This window comes from Providencia manganoxydans, from assembly GCF_016618195.1.
GTDB classification, from domain to species: Bacteria; Pseudomonadota; Gammaproteobacteria; order Enterobacterales; family Enterobacteriaceae; genus Providencia; species Providencia manganoxydans.
Window position 1 is genome coordinate 2,320,377 of record NZ_CP067099.1, and the last position, 17,947, is coordinate 2,338,323.

Here is a 17,947-nt window from a genome sequence, read left to right on the forward strand (position 1 = left end):
GTTCATGCATAAAAAAACAGCAGTAGGATAATCTAGAAAAATAACTACTTACATACTATTTTCTATCTTTAAAATCGTAATCCCAGATAGGTATGATGGAATATTTTGTTTTTCTATTTTTTGATTTTCATAGCACATAAGCGATTTCCAGTGACCACAAAATTCGGTAGTTTATATCTATAATCACAACATCATAATAATAAAATCTGGATCGTGAGTTCATGTTGTCAAAATCAAATATCTCAAATAGTGCCTTACTCTGTTCGTCACTGCTATTGACCATTGGGCGCGGCGCAACATTGCCCTTTATGGCAATATACCTCACGCGACAATATCAAATGGCAATTGATATTGTCGGATTTGCCATGTCATTAGCCTTAACAGTCGGTGTACTGTTTAGCATTGTATTTGGTATTTTGGCTGATCGGGTCGATAAAAAGCGCTGTATGCTTATTGCTATCATCGCGTTTATTTGCGGTTTTATTGCCATTCCACTCACTAATCATGCGGCATTAGTGGTAGTGTTTTTTTCACTGATTAACTGTTCATATTCTGTATTTGCCACCGTATTAAAAGGTTATTTCTCAGATACATTACCAATTAATATTAAAGCTAAGGTCTTCTCGCTTAACTATACCTTCCTCAATATTGGTTGGACTGTTGGCCCTCCAATAGGCACTTGGCTGCTCATGTATAGTATTAATTTACCCTTCTGGCTAGCAGCCGTGTCCGCAGCATTGCCCATTTTCTTTGTGCAACGTTTTGTACAAAGTGTAAAGCCGTTACAAAATACAGAAGGTAAATCCGTTGTGTGGAACCCGATGGCAATGCTCTACGATCGCGCATTGGCTTGGTTTATCTTATCTACCTTTCTCGGATCATTAGTGTTTGGCTCGTTTATGACTTGGATATCACAATATGTGATAACCGTTGCAAACAGTGATTTTGCTCAATCCGTTATCGGCGTTATTCTTCCTGTGAATGCAATTGTCGTAGTGACCTTACAATATGTTGTTGGTAAACGTTTACATCGCGATAATTTAAAGCGTTATATGACTATTGGAACGGTATTTTTTGTTGCTGGTTTAGCAACGTTTATGCAGGCAGGTGAAAATCTTTATCTATGGGCGTTTGCTTCGTTTGTGTTTACTTTAGGTGAGATTATTTATGCGCCTGGTGAATATATGCTAATTGATAATATTGCTCCTGAAGGCATGAAATCGAGCTATTTTTCTGCACAAGCACTTGGCTTATTAGGTGGCGCCTTTAACCCCATGTTAACAGGGGTTGTTTTAACTGAATTCCCACCTAAAACTATATTTATCATATTGATGGGAGTCACCGTTTTGGCCTGGATGAGCATGCTAAAAGGGATGAGTGTAAAGCCCAAAAGTCCGTTGAAAATTGAATCATGACAACACTTAAGGGTGAAAGCCTATAACGCTCACCCTTCTTGGTTTTTCCGCATGGAAAATAAACTAATTAACAATGCGCTAACAAGTATGATTGCCACCATCGCCCCCACTTCTTTTAACCCAAACTGGTTCAATAACCATGATAAAAACGGCAGCATTGTAAATAAGACAATATTATTCAAACTCTCTGAAACGGCTAGCACCTGCCCTTTATTTTCACCACTTTCGGTGGCAATAATACTTGCACTGAGCGGTGCGGCCATGCCTAGAAAATTGCCCCAAATAAATAAAATAACTATCGCTATCAACAAAGAATAATTGGCTATCATGAATACAATGATTGCAATAGACATCAAGGTCACCACAGATAATAATCGTTGATGATTATTATAGAGAATTTTACTAAGCGATTTAACTTGCCAATTCCCTACCAATAAGCCAATCCCAAATGCACTGATCACCATGCCAATCACCGCGCTATCAATCTTAAATTTATGGCGTAGTACTTCACCAGCTAATAGAAAAACACTAACCGCAGAGCCATTCCATAGGGCCTTTGCTCCAACAAGGCGTATTAGTTTAAAGTCACGTAACCAGCGAAAACTGGCTTGTTTTTGCCGAATATCGTAGGGTTGATGACTTGGCAATATGCGATATGCACAAAACCACACGATAAAGCTGCCGATTGCAGTCATGATAAATGGCACATACCAAGCAGCATACTCTGTCAAAACGCCTGCAAATACTGGCCCTAATACAATACCGAGAGTCATACCCAACATGACATGCCCCATTGCGACAGGTTGCTGTGACGATGGCACAATGTCTGCAATAAGCGCAAATACGGTGGGAACAATAATCGCAGATGCTAAACCACCACAAATACGAAAAATTAACGCAACACCGAAGCTCGGTGACACAATTATTGCCAAACTATCAATGGCAAATAAAAGCATCCCCGCTAATAATAACTTTCGACGATCAACACGGTCTGAAAAATAACCTAGTACTGGCGCGGTAATAGCATAAGTTAATGCATAAGCAGATATTAGCCATGATACTTGAATAGGATCGACGGAAAAGACTTCAGCGAGAGGCGTTAATGTCGCTGATAACATAAATTCAGTGGTACCCACCAAATAAACCGCAGCGGCGAAAACCAATAATAAATAGCGTTGAGATAACATCATTAACCTTATTCGTAGATAAAAAGACAATAACAAACCCGCCGCTAGCAAAAGCTACAGCAAAGAAATGGCATGTTTTTGTGGAGTTTGGAATTTAAAACAGAAGGTAATACTGGACGAAAAAAGAGGTAAAAAAGGAGATTTATAAGAAGAACAAATGTAGATATATCAGCATATAAAAAGATATTATCAGTGTCAATAAACTTAGTTACTTAGCAGTATAATTTGACCTTCCTGTCGGATCATACCCTGCTCTTTTAATTTAAACAGCACTTTATCCAGATGGCGGCGTGAAGTACCTAAAATCGCGGCAAGCGTTTCTCGTGGTAGGCGAATTTGATGGCTTGAAATCTGCGTCAATATATACAACAGGTTTTTTTCGATTGAATCCACTGCGGTCATTAAGCGCTGTTCGCCATTAATCAGTGAGCGTTTGGCTAATTGACGATTCAATAAAATAGATAAGCGGTGATCTTGCGACAACCAAACTAAAAAGCTGTCAGTTGGTATACGGATCACTCTTGCATCTGTTAATGCAATGACGTCATAACAGTAGTGTTTTTGCTGACACAGCGCTTCCATTTCCCCTAAGAATTCCCCTTTATAACAAAAGGTTAATGCTAACTCTTTACCATTGTCGGCGAGTTTGTTTACCACAAACTCACCTTCAATAATAATATAGGTATATTGATTTTCAGTGCCTTGTTGGATCAGCTTATAGCCTTCTTGTAAGTGAATAGTACAAAAAGTATTCTTAACTGAAGGTGGCGCATGACGAAATAGCCAATCCACATCGGGCAATAGCTCTTGTTCACTAAACTTCAGCCATAACTCACGAAAAGGCGTTTCATCCATCATAGTGCCACCATTTAATAGTTAGTTAACCTAAAATTAATCCAGCCACAGCACCATTCATTAAGTTAGCTAAAATTGCTGCACCAAATGCTTTAAATGCGATGCTTGTTAGCTCCCCTCTGCGCTCAGGGCACATTGCACCAATCCCACCTATCGCGATACCGATAGTACCTATATTAGTGAAACCGCACAGTGCAAAAGATAAGATCACTTGTGTTTTCGCACTGAGAGCCTCACCTGTCGCAGGTAGAATCGAACCATCCAAATAAGGCTGTAGATTAGCATAGGCAATAAATTCATTGAATAATACTTTTTGCCCTAATAGTTGCCCTGCAAACTGAGCCTCCTGCCAATCAACACCTAGCAGCCAAGCAACAGGTGAAAATAACCACCCGATCAACTGAGTGAGCGAAACCTCATAGCCCGTGAAACTCGTGGCCCACATCATAATTCCATCAAACATCGCAATAATCGCCAGCAATGCCAGCAACATACCTGCTATGTTTAATGCCATACTAACACCGACGCTAGCACCTTGAGTCACCGCATCAATACTATTACGGTACTCTGATTTTTCCCCTTTCATGGATGTTGCTGTCGTGTGCTTATCACTATTTTCTTTGGTTTCAGGGAAAAATATTTTTGCAAATAATAACCCTGCTGGCGCAGACATAAAAGATGCAGCAAGAAGATACTCAATTTTAACGCCATATTGCGCATAGCCCAATAATACAGTCCCTGCAATAGAGGCTATCCCACCGACTAAAATGGTGAAAAATTCTGATGAGGATAGATATTTCAAATAGGGACGAATAACCAGCGGAGCCTCAGTTACCCCCAAAAAAATATTCGCAGCAGATGACATAGATTCTGCACGGGAAGTCCCCAATAAACGGTGTAATGCCCCCCCAATCAAAATGATTAGCTTTTGCATAATACCGATATGGAACAACAAAGCTGACAGTGCTGATAAAAACACTAAAACAGGCAATACTTTGAATACAAAGATAAATCCGTCAGCACCTAGCAGATCAAACATTTTATCGGTTGCTAAGCCGCCGAGCAAAAACTGCGTTCCTGTTTGGGTGTAGTCTAATAACGCCGTGACTTTATCTGCCATCCACATCATAACCTGCTTGCCCACAGGAAGGTAAAGCATGCAAAAGGCAAAGGAAAATTGCATTAGCAATGCGATGGAAACAAGCCGCAGACTGATCCTGCGGCGGTTGTTCGAACATAGGTAGGCAACCAATAAGATGACTGCAATACCCAAAAGGCTATTCAGTATCGACATCAACGTCCTCCGCCTGCTTTTATTTCAGCTCAAACGCATTTAAATACTGATATTGCCTATCACTGAGCATATCGAAAGAAACACCCATATCTTGCAATTTCAAACGTGCTACTTCGCTGTCGATTTCATCAGAAACCGCATAGACTTTGTTTTCAAGATCATGTTTTAACAGATACTCAGCACCGAGTGCTTGCAAAGCAAAGCTCATATCCATGATTTCTGCGGGATGGCCATCAGCACAAGCAATATTCACTAATGCACCACGACCGAGTAAATAAACCGTACGGCCATTTTGTAGACGATATGCTTCGATATTTTCACGTGCTTCAAACGTTGAAATAGCGATCTCTTGTAGTGCTTTAAGATTGATTTCATCTTCAAAGTGACCAGTGTTACTGATCAATGCACCTTCTTTCATTAAATTAAAGTGAACATCAGTTAATACATCACAGCAGCCTGTTGCAGTGACAAAAATATCCCCAAGTGGTGCAGCGGCTTCCATTGTCATCACCTCAAAACCATCCATTTTGGCTTCCAATGCTTTAATTGGATCAATTTCGGTAATGATAACTTCAGCGCCGAGACCTTTAGCACGCATCGCACAGCCTTTACCACACCAGCCGTAACCGGCAACCACCACTTTTTTTCCTGCAATCACGAGATTCGTTGTGCGCATTATGCCATCAAATGTTGATTGCCCAGTGCCGTAACGATTATCAAACAAGTGCTTTGATTGTGCGCCATTAATTGAAATAACAGGGAAATTTAACTCAGCACTTTTTTCTCGGGCCATTGCGCGCAATACACCCGTGGTTGTTTCTTCACAAGCACCAATCACGTGATTAGCATATTCAGGGTAAACGCTGTGCAACTCATGCACCAAATCACCACCATCATCAATCACAATGTGTGGCTCACAAGCAAGGGTCTGCTTAACAAATTGTTGATATTCTTCAGCACTTGCACCATGAATGGCAAACGTATTGATGCCATTTTTGACTAAAGCCGCGACAATATCGTCCTTGGTTGACATTGGATTACTACCTGTAACAGAAACTTTTGCTCCTCCAGCCGCAAAGACTTGAGCCAGATAAGCGGTCTTCGCTTCAAGGTGAATAGAGAGTGCGATACGCTTTCCTGCGAAGGGTTTTTCTTGTGTAAAGCGCGCTTCAAGAGCACGTAACAGTGGCATATGGGCGCGTACCCAAGCAATTTTTTGCTCACCTGCTGGTGCTAACGATAAATCTTTGTAGATACTGGTGACCATCATATATTCCTTTTCGTGTTGCTTTAATTGGAGCAAAACATACAAAAGGCTTGATGGTCACAATAGGTCATTTGCCCATATTAGGTTGGAAAAGTGTTAACGAGATATAATAATTACAAACAATAGTTAGCTACAGTTATTTTTTAAACTTAGGCAACCTGTCTTCAATGGTCGCTTTTTATTCGTATTAAAAACAGTAGAACAGCGTTCAAACACAATAATTCACTCAAATAATTAATGGTGCAACAAAGATTAACCATTCCTAATTATTTGTTGATGGATTCCTTATCCAATAAACTGCGTTTACGCGCTATTCCCCAACGGTAACCAGACAAAGAGCCGTCATTACGCACAACTCGATGACAAGGTATAGCAACCGCTAACATATTGGCGGCACAGGCTCCCGCCACCGCCCTAACCGCTTTCGGATCACCGATTTGCTTAGCAATATCACTATAGCTTACGGTTGTTCCGACAGGGATCGAACGTAATGCTTGCCAAACTCGCTGCTGAAATGCGGTACCTCTAATATCTAAGGGTAATTTTAACCCAATTTCAGGCGCTTCGATAAAACCAATAACTTGTGCAACAACGTGTTCAAATTGATGATCTCCCCCAATCAGTTCGGCTTGAGGGAACTTATCTTGCAGATCTTGTAATAAACGCTCCGGATCATCGCCTAATAAAATGGCGCAGACTCCAACTTCACTTTGAGCCACTAAAACATCCCCTAATGAACATGCCGCTAATGCAAAGTAAATTCTTGAGCCATCGCCACCCGCTTTCCATGCGGTAGGTGTCATACCTAGACGTTCAGTAGACGTTTCATAGAAACGACTATTGGAGCTGAAACCCGCATCATATATTGCATCAGTAATACTCGGTTGCTGTTGTAGCTGCCGCTGTAATTTTCCATGACGATATGCGATTGCATATGCTTTAGGTGTTAGCCCTATGAGGTTTTTAAATAGACGATGAAAATGATAACGACTGATCCCGACAAAAGCCGCAATCTCATCCAGCTTGGCATTACCATTATTTTGTTCAATATATCGACAAGCTTGAGCTATTTTTTGTTGGTAAAACTGTTCTAGTTGTGGCGCCTGCTTATTACTCCGTTTTCCAGGACGATAACCCTTATCTAGCGCTTGCTGTTCATTATCAAAAAACTCAATATTATTACGATTAGGTAAACGACCCGCTGCTGATGGATGGCAATAGATTAAAGAGCTACGCACGCCATAGACAAAATAACCATCAGCTGACTTATCACGTTCAACAACTGCTTGCCAACGTGCCTCATCGTTTAACCATTTATTTGTTGTTGTCATAATAAGTTACTCCATCTTGCCTGTGATGGTGTCATTATTGAGAAGATCATCCAACCACAAACTCCATCTCTTGCTTTTTAATTCACAAATTATTTCGTCTCCAATTCATGATGACAGTAATAAAGCTAACCCTGTTAATTATAGGAACTCGTAAATTAGGGATAAACTATCTTCGGCACTAAGCCATAGACAACAGCAGCAGAAACGCTCGGCCTAACCACCAAGAACAAGAGCTAAACCAAGCGATTAATGAAAGACAACGCCTTAATAAACAGGCCGTTTAATCCGAAAGACACGCCACTTGTTGTAGAGCCGCTTGTTTGGAATGTTGACGTACTTTGATCCACAGAACGAATATTCCTAACAAAGCAACCACCGTCCCCATATAGCTGACCATTGCGTAACTGAAGCCATTAGCAAGTACACTGGCACCAATCATCGCACCGATCGCGTTTCCTAAATTAAATGCGCCAATATTTACAGAAGAAGCTAGGGCTTGTGCACCAGTAGCTGCTTTCATGACCAATATTTGCAATGGAGGTACAATACTGAAGCTGAAAATACTCCAAAATGCTAAACCAATTCCAGCCCCAATTGGCGTCGTCCCAATAATTGGGAAAATAGCCATACTCAACGCCAACATTGCGAAGAAAGCAAATAATGAACCATACAATGATTTATCTGCAAACAAGCCACCAAGATAGTTACCCACAGTCAAACCAATACCAATAATCATCAGCATCAATGTCACCATTTGATCTGATGCATTAATAAATACCATCAACATCGGTGTTACGTAGGTATACAAAGTAAACATTGCACTAGCGCCGAGCACAGTACTCAACATGCCTAACATCACTTGTGGCTTGCGTAAAATACGTAACTCTTCCCGCACATTCACACTTTTACCTGTTAAATGTTTTGGTAACGCTAAAACCAAGCTGATAATGGTGACGAAACCAAGTACTGAGATCAGATAGAACGCTTGTCGCCAGCCAATCACTTGAGTCAATTTCGTTATCAAAGGAACACCACCTATACTGGCAATGGTTAATCCCATAAACATAGCGGCAATCGCACTTGCTTGTTTACTCGGTGGAACAACACTTGCAGCCACAATGGCACCAATCCCAAAAAATGCGCCATGATTTAGACTGGTCACAAAGCGAGAAAGTGACAGCGTCACTAAATCAGGTGACATCGCCGATAATAAATTCCCAACAGCAAATATAGACATTAAAAAGATCAGTGCATACTTAGGTCGATATTTGACTAAAATTAATGTCATGACTGGAGCCCCTATCATGACCCCCAACGCATAAATAATCACGATCGCGCCGACCGAAGGAATCGAAACATCCAAATTATCGGCGATGTAAGGTAACATCCCCATAGGGGAAAACTCGGTGACTCCAATAGCAAAAGCACCGACAGCTAATGCGAGTAACGCTGTATTGATTTTCATAATTGACCTTATTAGGCACAATAATTCCGCATAGCATGTTGACTCAGAGGCATTGTGAATTATTGAGCATAAAAATATTTGTTTATTGAATCATCTGATGGGGCAAGATTTTTCCACATTGATATGCAATGAAAAAGACGTTAAGGTGGAAAAAACTTTTGCGGAAATTGCAAAAATGAAGATCACGTTTGAAGAGTTGCAAGTCTTTATTAGCGTTATTGATTGTGGGTCGATAACCGCAGCCGCAGAACAGTTAAACCTGACGATATCCACCGTGAGTAGAGCATTACTCAGACTTGAAGAAAAAATGCAAACCACCCTTGTTTATCGTACAACGCGTAAAATTAAACTCAGCGATGAAGGTGCCGCATTTTTGCAAAAATCGCGAGAGATAATTCAATTGGCTCAAGAAGCCGAAGAGATGCTCTCAACGCGTCAAAGTATCCCTTCAGGGAAATTGCGCATTGATGCATCGACCCCATTTTTAACTCGCGTCATCGCCCCACTCATTCCATTATTTAGTGAACAGTATCCACAAGTCGAATTAGAAATCACAAATTTTGAAGGTTTTACCAATTTATTAGAGAAAAAAACCGATGTTGCCTTTCGTATTGGTGAGTTGAAAGATTCATCACTGAATGCAACCTTAATTGGTTATAGCCAACGGCGATTACTTGCTAGCCCCACATACCTAAAAAAATATGGTGTCCCTACCCGTATCGAAGATTTAGCTAATCACCGTTTATTAGGGTTCACCGCGCCTGAGTCATTAAATATATGGCCACTGAATATGGACGATGGGACTCCACTTAAAATTATACCCGATATTTCAGCCTCTAGCGGCGAAGTGTTGCTCCATCTGGCGCTCCACGGCAGTGGGATCTTACTTTCTTCTGATTTTGTCAGCTATGAGGCGCTTGCCAATGGTGAGTTGGTACAAATATTAACTGCACAGACCAATAAATTAAGGCAACCAATTCACGCTGTCTATTACCGCAATCAAGCTGTTTCGCCACGATTACGCTGTTTTATTGATTTTGTGAAAAAACACAGCAGCCAAATTGAAACACACTAAATGTGACTCAAACTTGAGCAATGTGTTTTTTAAATGCAGATAACGTCAGCCCAGTATGCCGTTTAAAATAACGACATAGATAAGATGTATCTTCAAAGTTTAAGGTAGCAGCAATTTCTTTAATTGATAGCTTCCCCGTACCTAATAGCGCTTTTATTTCCAATACAACTTGTCTATCAATCAAAGCTTTTGGCGCGTCATTAAAAAAATTACGCGTAATTTGGGATAAATAAAACGGTGTGATCGACAACTTTTGTGCATAAAATTGAACATCACGCTGTTCGCGACAATATTCAGTGATCATATTCCAAAAACGCCAACAAAGTTGCTCTTTACGGCTACGTTGCATTTTTTGTTGTAACAGCGTTGTAGGGATTTTTTCAGCAATCAATAAGAAAAAGTTTTGTACATGCTGACATAGCATTAACTCAGTAAACTCCCCCTTCTGTTGAATAAGATAAACAAATAATGACATCCATTGCTGTAATACAACCTGTTCTGCTAAAGCAACCTGAAGCACTGGGGATTGATTAAAGAATGCAAATAGTGAGTTTGGTAATTTAAAAGCGATATCGGTCGCGAACGCTTTTTCTAATGTAATAATATCAAACTGCGCCAAACGCGAACGTCGGTGCAACATCACATAGGTATCGTCATATAAGACAATAATATCGTTTTTCTTAACCGCATAGGTCATGAAATTAATATTAAAAACCGCACAGCCACTTTTACATATCAGCACCGAAACATAGCTCGGCGTTAATGGTACTAACAACATCTTATCGAGTGTTGATGCCCCTATACTCACCTTATTAGGAATACTGTATTGTTGGCTTAAGCCATTAACCATAGTGCCATTACTCCATCAAAAACAACGATAGTTGTCAAAAGTACCCAAATTGACGAGGTTTTGCGCTTATATATATCACAAAAACACCTAAAATATGCTTCATCATATATCAATATAGAGATGAAAAAATGATACTTTATACCGAAAGATTGATCCTCCGCCCTTGGCAACTCAGCGATGCAGAAAACCTTTATCGTTATGCTAAAGATGAACATATTGGCCCTATTGCTGGATGGCCGCCACATCAAAGTGTTGAAGAAAGTGCAGCGATTATTCAGCAAATATTTATGCGTGATGAGATATACGCCGTTGCATTAAAAGAAGATAACCAAGCTATTGGCTTGATTGGTTTATCCTTTAGCTCTGACAGTAATTTTCCGATCGGCGAAAATGACGCAGAAGTCAGTTACTGGATAGGTGTACCTTTTTGGGGGAAAGGTTTGATACCCGAAGCGATACGAGAAATTATGCGCCATGCCTTTAATGATTTAAAACTGAATAATCTCTGGTGTGGTTATTTCCAAGGTAATGCGCAATCCAAAGTTGCTCAAGAAAAATGTGGCTTTACCCATTATGCCACTTTAGCTCCACAATATATTGAGTTAATTGGCGAAACAAGGATAGAAGAAACCAGTCGGATCACTTATCAAGAATGGCGAATAGCACAACAATAGTTGCACGATTACTTTTATTTGAGCGACCTTTTGGTCGCTGAGGTTGCTGACGAAGCGGGATAAAAGCAGGGTTTTTCCCGCTCCGTGTTATCAGCCGAAAATCAATGAATTGATTTTTCTCGTTTATTTCAAAACCCCTAACGACTGCCGCCAAACATGCTATGTTTGTCAACAGTCTGAGCGACCTTTTGGTCGCTTTTTTTGTCTTTTATTGCCACAAGAATACCCATGTGACTATTTATACTCTAAGTAACTCAGGCCACAATTGACGATAACCGAGGAGTATAGATAAAAACTGAACGTAGCCACTTATATCTCAACAAAAAGCCCTATAACTTGAAGTATGACGAGTATATGCGTGTTTTTTGTTACAAAACGCTGCAAATTTGCATATAACTGTTCATTTATCCTATCTATCAGTGCTATGATTTTTCGACAATTATAATTTTAAAATAAAATTAATAGGTAAACACATGCATGACTATGGCATTTGGACAATCATCACACCCATTGTCACAATCCTTTTGGCAATTTTTACTCGGCAAGTGATGCTTTCACTTATGTTAGGGATTTTGGTCGGTTTTACTGTTATTCATGACCACAATATTTTACTCGGTGTTAAAGGCACAGTTAACGGCATTATCGATACTTTTGCCTCTCCCGGAAATACGCGTACTATTATCTTTATCGTGATGATTGGCGGTATTATGCGCTTAGTTGTCGTAACAGGCGGTGTACGAGCGCTAGTTCAGTTACTAACAAATCGTACTAAACTAGTGAAAAATCGTGTGGCAACTCAATTATTAGCTATTGTGATCACATCGCTGATTTTTATTGAAAGCTCTATCAATCAGTTAGTTGCCGGTGCTTCAACCAAGAACCTAGCGCGTAAATATGCTGTCGCCCCCGAAAAAATGTCGTACATCATCCAAACGGCCTGTGTATCTGTATGTTCCTCCGCAGTGATCAATGGTTGGGGAGCCGTGATTATGGGATTGATTGGCGTGCAAATCTCACAAGGACTAATTAGTGGTGAACCTTTTGATATTTTAATAAAATCTCTCGGCTATAACCTAATGGCTTGGCTCTCTTTAGCCTCAATCCTATTTTATGTGTTCAGCAATATCTCTTGGGGGCCGATGAAAAAAGCAGAAATGCAATATCAGGCTGACCACAGTGCAGGTATTCTCTCTCAACACAACCTTACCGACGATGAAGCTGAGATCATTGAGCATCCTAATGCCCATTCTGTTTTAAACTTTTTTATCCCAATCCTATCTACCGTACTGATGGTCCCTATCGCACTGTACATTACGGGAGATGGAGATTTCAGTAAAGGCAGTGGCTCTACCTCTGTTTATTGGGGAGTCATGTTTGGTACTGTCGTTTCTTTCTGTTGGTTTATTGGCCGTCGTTTACTCAATATTGATGGCTTCTTTAAAGAACTCTTTATTGGTTATGCTAATATGCTGAAAATTAGCTCAATCATGATCCTTGCATTTTTAATGGGTAATGTTTCTGCTGAGCTCAATACAGGTGCCTATATTGCCGAAGTTACACAAGGTGTAATGGCTCCAGGCTTCTCAATCGGCTTTATTTTCATTATTAGCGCCATTATGTCATTGGCAACAGGTACCTCATGGGGAACTTTTGCCATTATGATCCCAATCGGTGTTCAACTCGGTATTTCAGTTGATATGCCTGTTGAATATATGATTGGTGCCGCTATTTCAGGTTCAATATTTGGTGATATGACATCGCCAATTTCAGCCGATGCAATTGTTGCATCAATGGCGACAGACTGTGACCATATTGAACATATTCGCACGCAAATGCCTTATGCATTGGTTACTGCCAGTATGGTTCTTGCGATTTATTTATATTTAGGTTTTTCACATTAATTTTCGAGGGAGTCACAATGTCACTGCAACAAAAATTAGCACATTTCGCCAAAGTGAGTTTGAACAAAGTCTCGACTCCACTTGAACGACTTGAAAATTTATCACGTGTTTATGGACGTGAGATATATATCAAGCGAGATGATATTTCATCCCTTGCCATGGGAGGAAATAAGTTACGCAAACTAGAATTCCTAATTGCAGATGCATTAGAAAAAAAAGCCAAAGTCATTATCACTGCCGGTGCTATCCAATCTAATCATGTTCGCCAAACTGCCGCGATTGCAGCAATGTACGGTTTAAGATGCGTTGCCTTACTTGAAAATCCCATACAGAGTGAAGACACTAACTTCCTTCATAATGGTAATAAATTACTCACTGACTTATTTGGTACGGAGTCAGTAATGTGCGAAGCATTAACCGATCCACAATCACAGATGGAACAATTGATTGAGGATTTGGAGTTAGACGATGCTTATATTGTGCCTGTTGGTGGTTCTAATGCTCTTGGTGCATTAGGCTATGTTCAATGTGCCATCGAAATCGCTCAGCAAAAACCATTACAGGTAGAGTTCGACAAAGTCGTCGTCGCTTCTGGTAGTGCGGGAACTCATGCAGGACTTGCTATTGGTTTACAAGAACTTCTCCCTCATACACAAGTTATCGGCGTTACCGTGTCACGTTTTAAACAAGACCAAGCGCCAAAAGTTGAGAAAATTCAGAGAGAATTGGCGGAATTACTGGCAATAGTAAAAACGCCGGAAATCCATCTGTGGGATAATTTTTTTGAACCTGAATATGGTATGCCAAATCGTGCGGGGTTAAATGCAATCACCCTGCTTGCTCGTAGTGAAGGTATTTTATTAGATCCTGTGTACACAGGAAAAGCCATGGCTGGCTTAATTGATTACTTAGAAAACTCTAATGAAAAAACACCTGTACTTTTTGTGCACACAGGTGGTTCTCCTGCGTTATTTGCCTATCCTGAGGTCAGTAAATCGATTATTTGATTAATATAAAAAATGGCTCATGTACTTTAAGTGAGCCGTTTTTAATCTAAAAATACGCTTTAAAACATCTTCGTTACTAGTATTACCATCCCTCTCGCGCCCCAGCGACAATACTCTCCGAGTTATGCAAAACCAATACCACATTAAAAATAGATTTTGATATTCATCGTTGTATTAATCGTGTCTTTTTGATTACTAAATATGATGCTGATATTGGCATCAAACCTAGCTCCCCATCAGACCTACTTTTTCGCGTCAAAAGTGCTTTATCTATAACCTGTCATAGGCAAATAACTTTGAGTTGTATAGACTAACTATCTCATTCAGGGGAATTCTATGAACATTTATCTACGTGAAATTACAAAAGATAATTTTGAAGCAGTTTCTTTATTGGATGTTTATGAGGAGCAGGAAGATTTCATTGCATCGAATACTTGGTCTATGCTTGAAGCTGCCTATAATCCTGAATATATAATTAGAGCTATTTATTTAAAGGATACTCCTGTAGGTTTCTTTATGTGGGTACCTACATCAAGTCAAAAAATTGCTATCTGGCGTTTTATGGTTGATAAAAAGCATCAGCACAAAGGTATTGGCCGCCAAGCAATGCACCTTGCTTTAGCGGAAATTAAACAAGATCAGCAATTAAAACAAATTGAGATTTGCTACGATCCCAAAAACCGTATTGCTAAATCGTTCTATTCATCACTTGGTTTTATGGAAATAGGTTTGGATGAAGATGGTGAAGAAATGCTCGCTATTATTAATTTATAACAGCACCCTGAGATGATTTTTATGACTGTATCCCTTATAAAAGCCACAGAACAGGATGCCCAGCTGCTCCACGAGATCGGAGTAAAAAGCTATCGCCATCATTTCGCTAAGTTGTGGCTGAATGTAGACGAATTAGCGGATTATCTTTATCAAGAGTATTCCCCTCAACAAATTATTAAGGATATACAAACAACCAATACAGAATGGTTTTTGATTAAGGAGCTACAACAGCCTATAGGTTTAGTAAAACTAACCTATCATGCGATGATCCCCGATGAATCTCTCTGTGGTACGCAGTTAAATAAAATCTATTTTTTACCTGATGCAACAGGTAAAGGAACAGGCAAAACCGTATTTACTCAAATAGAAACATTGGCAAAACAACAAAATGACTCTCTTTTATGGCTAGATGTCTTAGCACAAAATGCCCACGCCCTTCGGTTCTATCAAGCGAATGGTATGCAAAAACTAAAAGAAGTTATATTTACGAGTAAAACTCAGCAAAATCTTGAATTTATTATGAGCAAAAATCTGTAATCACTCTATTTTTCCAATAAATTACGGTAAGTCACTAAGCGAATAAACCCTACCTTATACGGTAGGTTTATTCTCTACAACTCACTTTGTGTCTTAGTGCGTTTATTCGCAATCAAGATCCCCATAATAATCAAACCACCACCAAACAGCACCATTGCGCTAACCTTTTCATCCAATAATATCCCTCCTGCGATCACCGCAGTTAATGGATTGAGTGCAATAAATGCCCCTGCATTAGCAGCACCAATTTTATTAACGCCTTGGTAATACCAAACATAAGCTACTGCGGAGCCTAAAATACCTAAATAACTTAAACTCAAGAGATCCGTCATATTTAACTTTGAAAGATCATTTAACACAGCTTCCCCTGAAAATACAGTGCAAATAATCAGTAAGAATGTTCCAAATAAAACAGCATAAGCGACAGTATGTAATGCGCCAATTTGCCTAATCACATGTTTACCTGCAACTGTATAGATCCCCCAACTAACCACGCAGCCTAAAATAGCCAAATCACCTGTATTTGTCATAAAACCTTCTATACCAGATGTTTTGTCCGACAAAAGAATAAAAGCACCGAATACACATAAAATAATACCAATACTTTTACTAATAGATATTTTCTCACGCCAAATTAAAAACGATATTAATGCTATCATTGCAGGGTTAATAGCCACCAGCAGTGCTGCCCGAGAAGCAGGAATAATTTGCAATCCATAAAAAAACAAAACTTGATAAACAAAAACACCAGACAAACCTAAAATAGCAACTTGCATAAATTGCTTTAAAGACACTTTCTTCCAACCTATGTTTTTGCAGCTTAATACTAAAATTAAAGCGGCAGATGCTAAAATAAAACGAATAGTTGCTGAAAGTAATGGTGAAATTTCAGGTTGAATGTATCGCCCCGCAATAAACGTCCCCCCCCATAGAATTGATACCAATGTCAACTGAATGAATGTGTAATTCACTGACTGCGATAAATTGATAACACGACCATTGGACATAGGATCCCTTATTATCTATTTAAATTAAAAGTTCACTGACACTAGACAGCGCTAGAAGAATAAGTTATTACTTCTTTATTCTCATAAACAAATGAGTAATTACTCATGACATTGACCCAACTTGAAATCTTCACATTAGTCGCCGAGCTAAAAAGCTTTACCCTTGCGGCAATGCAATTAAATATCTCTCAATCCGCAGTTTCTCATGCAATAAAAGCACTGGAACAAGATCTCAACGTGTCTTTATTTACCCGTGAACAAAACCAAATTACAGTGACTGAAATTGGCGGTGTTTTATTGGTTAAAGCTCAACATATGTTGAATATTCATGAAGCTATGAAACAGGAAGCTCAAGCCGCAAATGGGCTAAAACAAGGTGTTTTGCGAATAGGATCATTTGGACCTGGCTCATCTTCAGGTATTTTGCCGCCATTACTAAAAAAATATCGAGAACAATACCCTTTGATAAGTGTGATCGTAGATGAAGGTGATGACGAAAGTGTGGCGAGGTGGTTATTAGAGAAACGGGTTGATATTGGTTTCGTGATCTTACCTGATGAGCGATTTGAGACTTTTAAAGTTATTGAAGACCAAATGGTTGCGATTCTGCCACTAGAGCACCCTTTAGCAGCGAAAGACGCAGTGAGTTTAAAAGAACTATGCCAATATCCCTTTAATCTTACTGAAGCGGGCTCAGGTAAAATGGTAATGGCGCTTTTTCATGCACAAAAACTGATGCCCAAAATTCAATTTCGCACTCGTCAATTACTCAGTACTTTTGCTTTAGTCGGCCGAGGAGAAGCAGTATCTATTGTTGCACAACTGGCGATCCCCTCTGACTTAAACAATATTGTGATTAAACCACTTAATCCAAAAGTTGAACGTACTGTTGCCTTTGCTATTACTAATGAAAGTGAAATATCGCCTGCAACAAGAGCTTTTATAAAAATCGCTAAATCGCTTGAGATCCGTTAACTAGACGATAACGAATGACAAACAATGATTGTTCTGTTGGATAAATTTCACGGATCAGGGCTTTTAACGTATCAAGTGTCATCGCTTCTTGGGTAGCATGATAATCCGAGATATCATCGTAACGAATTGCTTCAACAGAAAGGATTTCAATGTTGGTGTAATACTTGCCTGTTTCTAGGGCAAAGACCTTTACAACCGTACCCGGAACATAATGGCTTTCACTTTTATCACGAATGGTAATCACTTTTTCGCCAGAAGTGACCAACGGCAGCAAACGCTCAAAAAAAGTGATCGTATCAGGTACGTTCTTCTTCATCAAAAATCCTTTCAATT

17 protein-coding genes are annotated in these 17,947 nt (G+C 39.6%); 8 read left to right on the top strand and 9 right to left on the bottom strand.

Annotation, left to right across the window (positions count from 1 at the left end):
* Positions 1–221: 221 nt before the first annotated feature.
* Positions 222–1,415 carry an efflux MFS transporter YdeE gene (gene ydeE / locus JI723_RS10315; RefSeq protein ID WP_272579838.1) on the top strand — a complete coding sequence of 398 codons (1,194 nt, stop codon included), beginning with the start codon at positions 222–224 and terminating at the stop codon, positions 1,413–1,415.
* Between the two features lie 29 nt (positions 1,416–1,444).
* On the opposite strand, the gene JI723_RS10320 is transcribed toward ydeE, so the two are convergent.
* From JI723_RS10320 to JI723_RS10345, 6 genes are all read right to left on the bottom strand, one after another.
* A complete protein-coding gene (locus JI723_RS10320; RefSeq protein ID WP_272579837.1) occupies positions 1,445–2,605 on the bottom strand; it encodes an MFS transporter in 1,161 nt (386 codons plus the stop codon).
* Positions 2,606–2,806: 201 nt separating this feature from the next.
* Entirely contained in the window at positions 2,807–3,460 is a 654-nt protein-coding gene (locus JI723_RS10325) for a Crp/Fnr family transcriptional regulator (RefSeq protein WP_070927973.1), read from the bottom strand.
* Between the two features lie 22 nt (positions 3,461–3,482).
* Positions 3,483–4,751 (bottom strand): NupC/NupG family nucleoside CNT transporter, encoded by a 1,269-nt coding sequence (locus JI723_RS10330; RefSeq protein WP_070927971.1) that lies wholly within the window; start codon positions 4,749–4,751, stop codon positions 3,483–3,485.
* Positions 4,752–4,770: 19 nt separating this feature from the next.
* On the bottom strand, positions 4,771–6,018 hold the full coding sequence (locus tag JI723_RS10335; protein WP_070927969.1) for an adenosylhomocysteinase: 1,248 nt from the start codon (positions 6,016–6,018) through the stop codon (positions 4,771–4,773).
* A gap of 266 nt (positions 6,019–6,284) precedes the next feature.
* Positions 6,285–7,349: a bifunctional DNA-binding transcriptional regulator/O6-methylguanine-DNA methyltransferase Ada gene (gene ada, locus JI723_RS10340; RefSeq protein ID WP_070927967.1), complete on the bottom strand. Its 1,065-nt coding sequence runs from the start codon at positions 7,347–7,349 to the stop codon at positions 6,285–6,287.
* A gap of 280 nt (positions 7,350–7,629) precedes the next feature.
* Positions 7,630–8,814 carry an MFS transporter gene (locus JI723_RS10345; protein ID WP_140180064.1) on the bottom strand — a complete coding sequence of 395 codons (1,185 nt, stop codon included), beginning with the start codon at positions 8,812–8,814 and terminating at the stop codon, positions 7,630–7,632.
* A 175-nt stretch (positions 8,815–8,989) separates the two neighbouring features.
* On the opposite strand from JI723_RS10345, the gene JI723_RS10350 reads away from it, so the two are divergent.
* Positions 8,990–9,889: a LysR family transcriptional regulator gene (locus JI723_RS10350; protein ID WP_272579894.1), complete on the top strand. Its 900-nt coding sequence runs from the start codon at positions 8,990–8,992 to the stop codon at positions 9,887–9,889.
* Between the two features lie 7 nt (positions 9,890–9,896).
* On the opposite strand, the gene JI723_RS10355 is transcribed toward JI723_RS10350, so the two are convergent.
* Positions 9,897–10,739, bottom strand: a complete 843-nt coding sequence (locus JI723_RS10355; protein ID WP_272579835.1) for a helix-turn-helix domain-containing protein — start codon at positions 10,737–10,739, stop codon at positions 9,897–9,899.
* A gap of 128 nt (positions 10,740–10,867) precedes the next feature.
* Here JI723_RS10355 and JI723_RS10360 point away from each other — a divergent pair, with 128 nt between their 5' ends.
* The 5 genes from JI723_RS10360 to JI723_RS10380 all read left to right on the top strand — a co-directional run bounded on the left by JI723_RS10360 (position 10,868) and on the right by JI723_RS10380 (position 15,632).
* The gene (locus JI723_RS10360; RefSeq protein WP_272579834.1) at positions 10,868–11,413 is read left to right on the top strand and encodes a GNAT family N-acetyltransferase; all 546 of its coding nucleotides are present in this window, start codon (positions 10,868–10,870) and stop codon (positions 11,411–11,413) included.
* A 473-nt stretch (positions 11,414–11,886) separates the two neighbouring features.
* A complete protein-coding gene (locus tag JI723_RS10365; protein WP_272579833.1) occupies positions 11,887–13,314 on the top strand; it encodes a Na+/H+ antiporter NhaC family protein in 1,428 nt (475 codons plus the stop codon).
* A 17-nt stretch (positions 13,315–13,331) separates the two neighbouring features.
* Entirely contained in the window at positions 13,332–14,321 is a 990-nt protein-coding gene (locus JI723_RS10370) for a D-cysteine desulfhydrase (RefSeq protein WP_272579832.1), read from the top strand.
* 336 nt (positions 14,322–14,657) lie between these two features.
* Positions 14,658–15,095, top strand: a complete 438-nt coding sequence (locus JI723_RS10375; RefSeq protein ID WP_272579831.1) for a GNAT family N-acetyltransferase — start codon at positions 14,658–14,660, stop codon at positions 15,093–15,095.
* 21 nt (positions 15,096–15,116) lie between these two features.
* Entirely contained in the window at positions 15,117–15,632 is a 516-nt protein-coding gene (locus tag JI723_RS10380) for a GNAT family N-acetyltransferase (RefSeq protein ID WP_140180073.1), read from the top strand.
* 74 nt (positions 15,633–15,706) lie between these two features.
* Here the strand turns inward: JI723_RS10380 and JI723_RS10385 are convergent, their stop codons facing one another.
* A complete protein-coding gene (locus JI723_RS10385) occupies positions 15,707–16,639 on the bottom strand; it encodes a DMT family transporter (RefSeq protein WP_272579830.1) in 933 nt (310 codons plus the stop codon).
* 105 nt (positions 16,640–16,744) lie between these two features.
* Here JI723_RS10385 and JI723_RS10390 point away from each other — a divergent pair, with 105 nt between their 5' ends.
* Positions 16,745–17,614 carry a LysR family transcriptional regulator gene (locus tag JI723_RS10390; protein WP_070927953.1) on the top strand — a complete coding sequence of 290 codons (870 nt, stop codon included), beginning with the start codon at positions 16,745–16,747 and terminating at the stop codon, positions 17,612–17,614.
* Here the strand turns inward: JI723_RS10390 and yqfB are convergent.
* Positions 17,592–17,930 (bottom strand): N(4)-acetylcytidine aminohydrolase, encoded by a 339-nt coding sequence (yqfB, locus tag JI723_RS10395; protein WP_070927951.1) that lies wholly within the window; start codon positions 17,928–17,930, stop codon positions 17,592–17,594. The genes JI723_RS10390 and yqfB overlap by 23 nt on opposite strands.
* Positions 17,931–17,947 lie beyond the last annotated feature (17 nt).

Coding starts and splice junctions, on each gene's coding strand:
- JI723_RS10320 (WP_272579837.1), bottom strand. CDS start 2,605: ATGATGTTATCTCAACGCTATTTATTATTGGTTTTCGCCGCTGCGGTT.
- JI723_RS10355 (WP_272579835.1), bottom strand. CDS start 10,739: ATGGTTAATGGCTTAAGCCAACAATACAGTATTCCTAATAAGGTGAGT.
- JI723_RS10370 (WP_272579832.1), top strand. CDS start 13,332: ATGTCACTGCAACAAAAATTAGCACATTTCGCCAAAGTGAGTTTGAAC.
- JI723_RS10335 (WP_070927969.1), bottom strand. CDS start 6,018: ATGGTCACCAGTATCTACAAAGATTTATCGTTAGCACCAGCAGGTGAG.
- JI723_RS10380 (WP_140180073.1), top strand. CDS start 15,117: ATGACTGTATCCCTTATAAAAGCCACAGAACAGGATGCCCAGCTGCTC.
- JI723_RS10385 (WP_272579830.1), bottom strand. CDS start 16,639: ATGTCCAATGGTCGTGTTATCAATTTATCGCAGTCAGTGAATTACACA.
- JI723_RS10390 (WP_070927953.1), top strand. CDS start 16,745: ATGACATTGACCCAACTTGAAATCTTCACATTAGTCGCCGAGCTAAAA.
- JI723_RS10360 (WP_272579834.1), top strand. CDS start 10,868: ATGATACTTTATACCGAAAGATTGATCCTCCGCCCTTGGCAACTCAGC.
- ydeE (WP_272579838.1), top strand. CDS start 222: ATGTTGTCAAAATCAAATATCTCAAATAGTGCCTTACTCTGTTCGTCA.
- yqfB (WP_070927951.1), bottom strand. CDS start 17,930: ATGAAGAAGAACGTACCTGATACGATCACTTTTTTTGAGCGTTTGCTG.
- ada (WP_070927967.1), bottom strand. CDS start 7,349: ATGACAACAACAAATAAATGGTTAAACGATGAGGCACGTTGGCAAGCA.
- JI723_RS10365 (WP_272579833.1), top strand. CDS start 11,887: ATGCATGACTATGGCATTTGGACAATCATCACACCCATTGTCACAATC.
- JI723_RS10375 (WP_272579831.1), top strand. CDS start 14,658: ATGAACATTTATCTACGTGAAATTACAAAAGATAATTTTGAAGCAGTT.
- JI723_RS10350 (WP_272579894.1), top strand. CDS start 8,990: ATGAAGATCACGTTTGAAGAGTTGCAAGTCTTTATTAGCGTTATTGAT.
- JI723_RS10325 (WP_070927973.1), bottom strand. CDS start 3,460: ATGATGGATGAAACGCCTTTTCGTGAGTTATGGCTGAAGTTTAGTGAA.
- JI723_RS10330 (WP_070927971.1), bottom strand. CDS start 4,751: ATGTCGATACTGAATAGCCTTTTGGGTATTGCAGTCATCTTATTGGTT.
- JI723_RS10345 (WP_140180064.1), bottom strand. CDS start 8,814: ATGAAAATCAATACAGCGTTACTCGCATTAGCTGTCGGTGCTTTTGCT.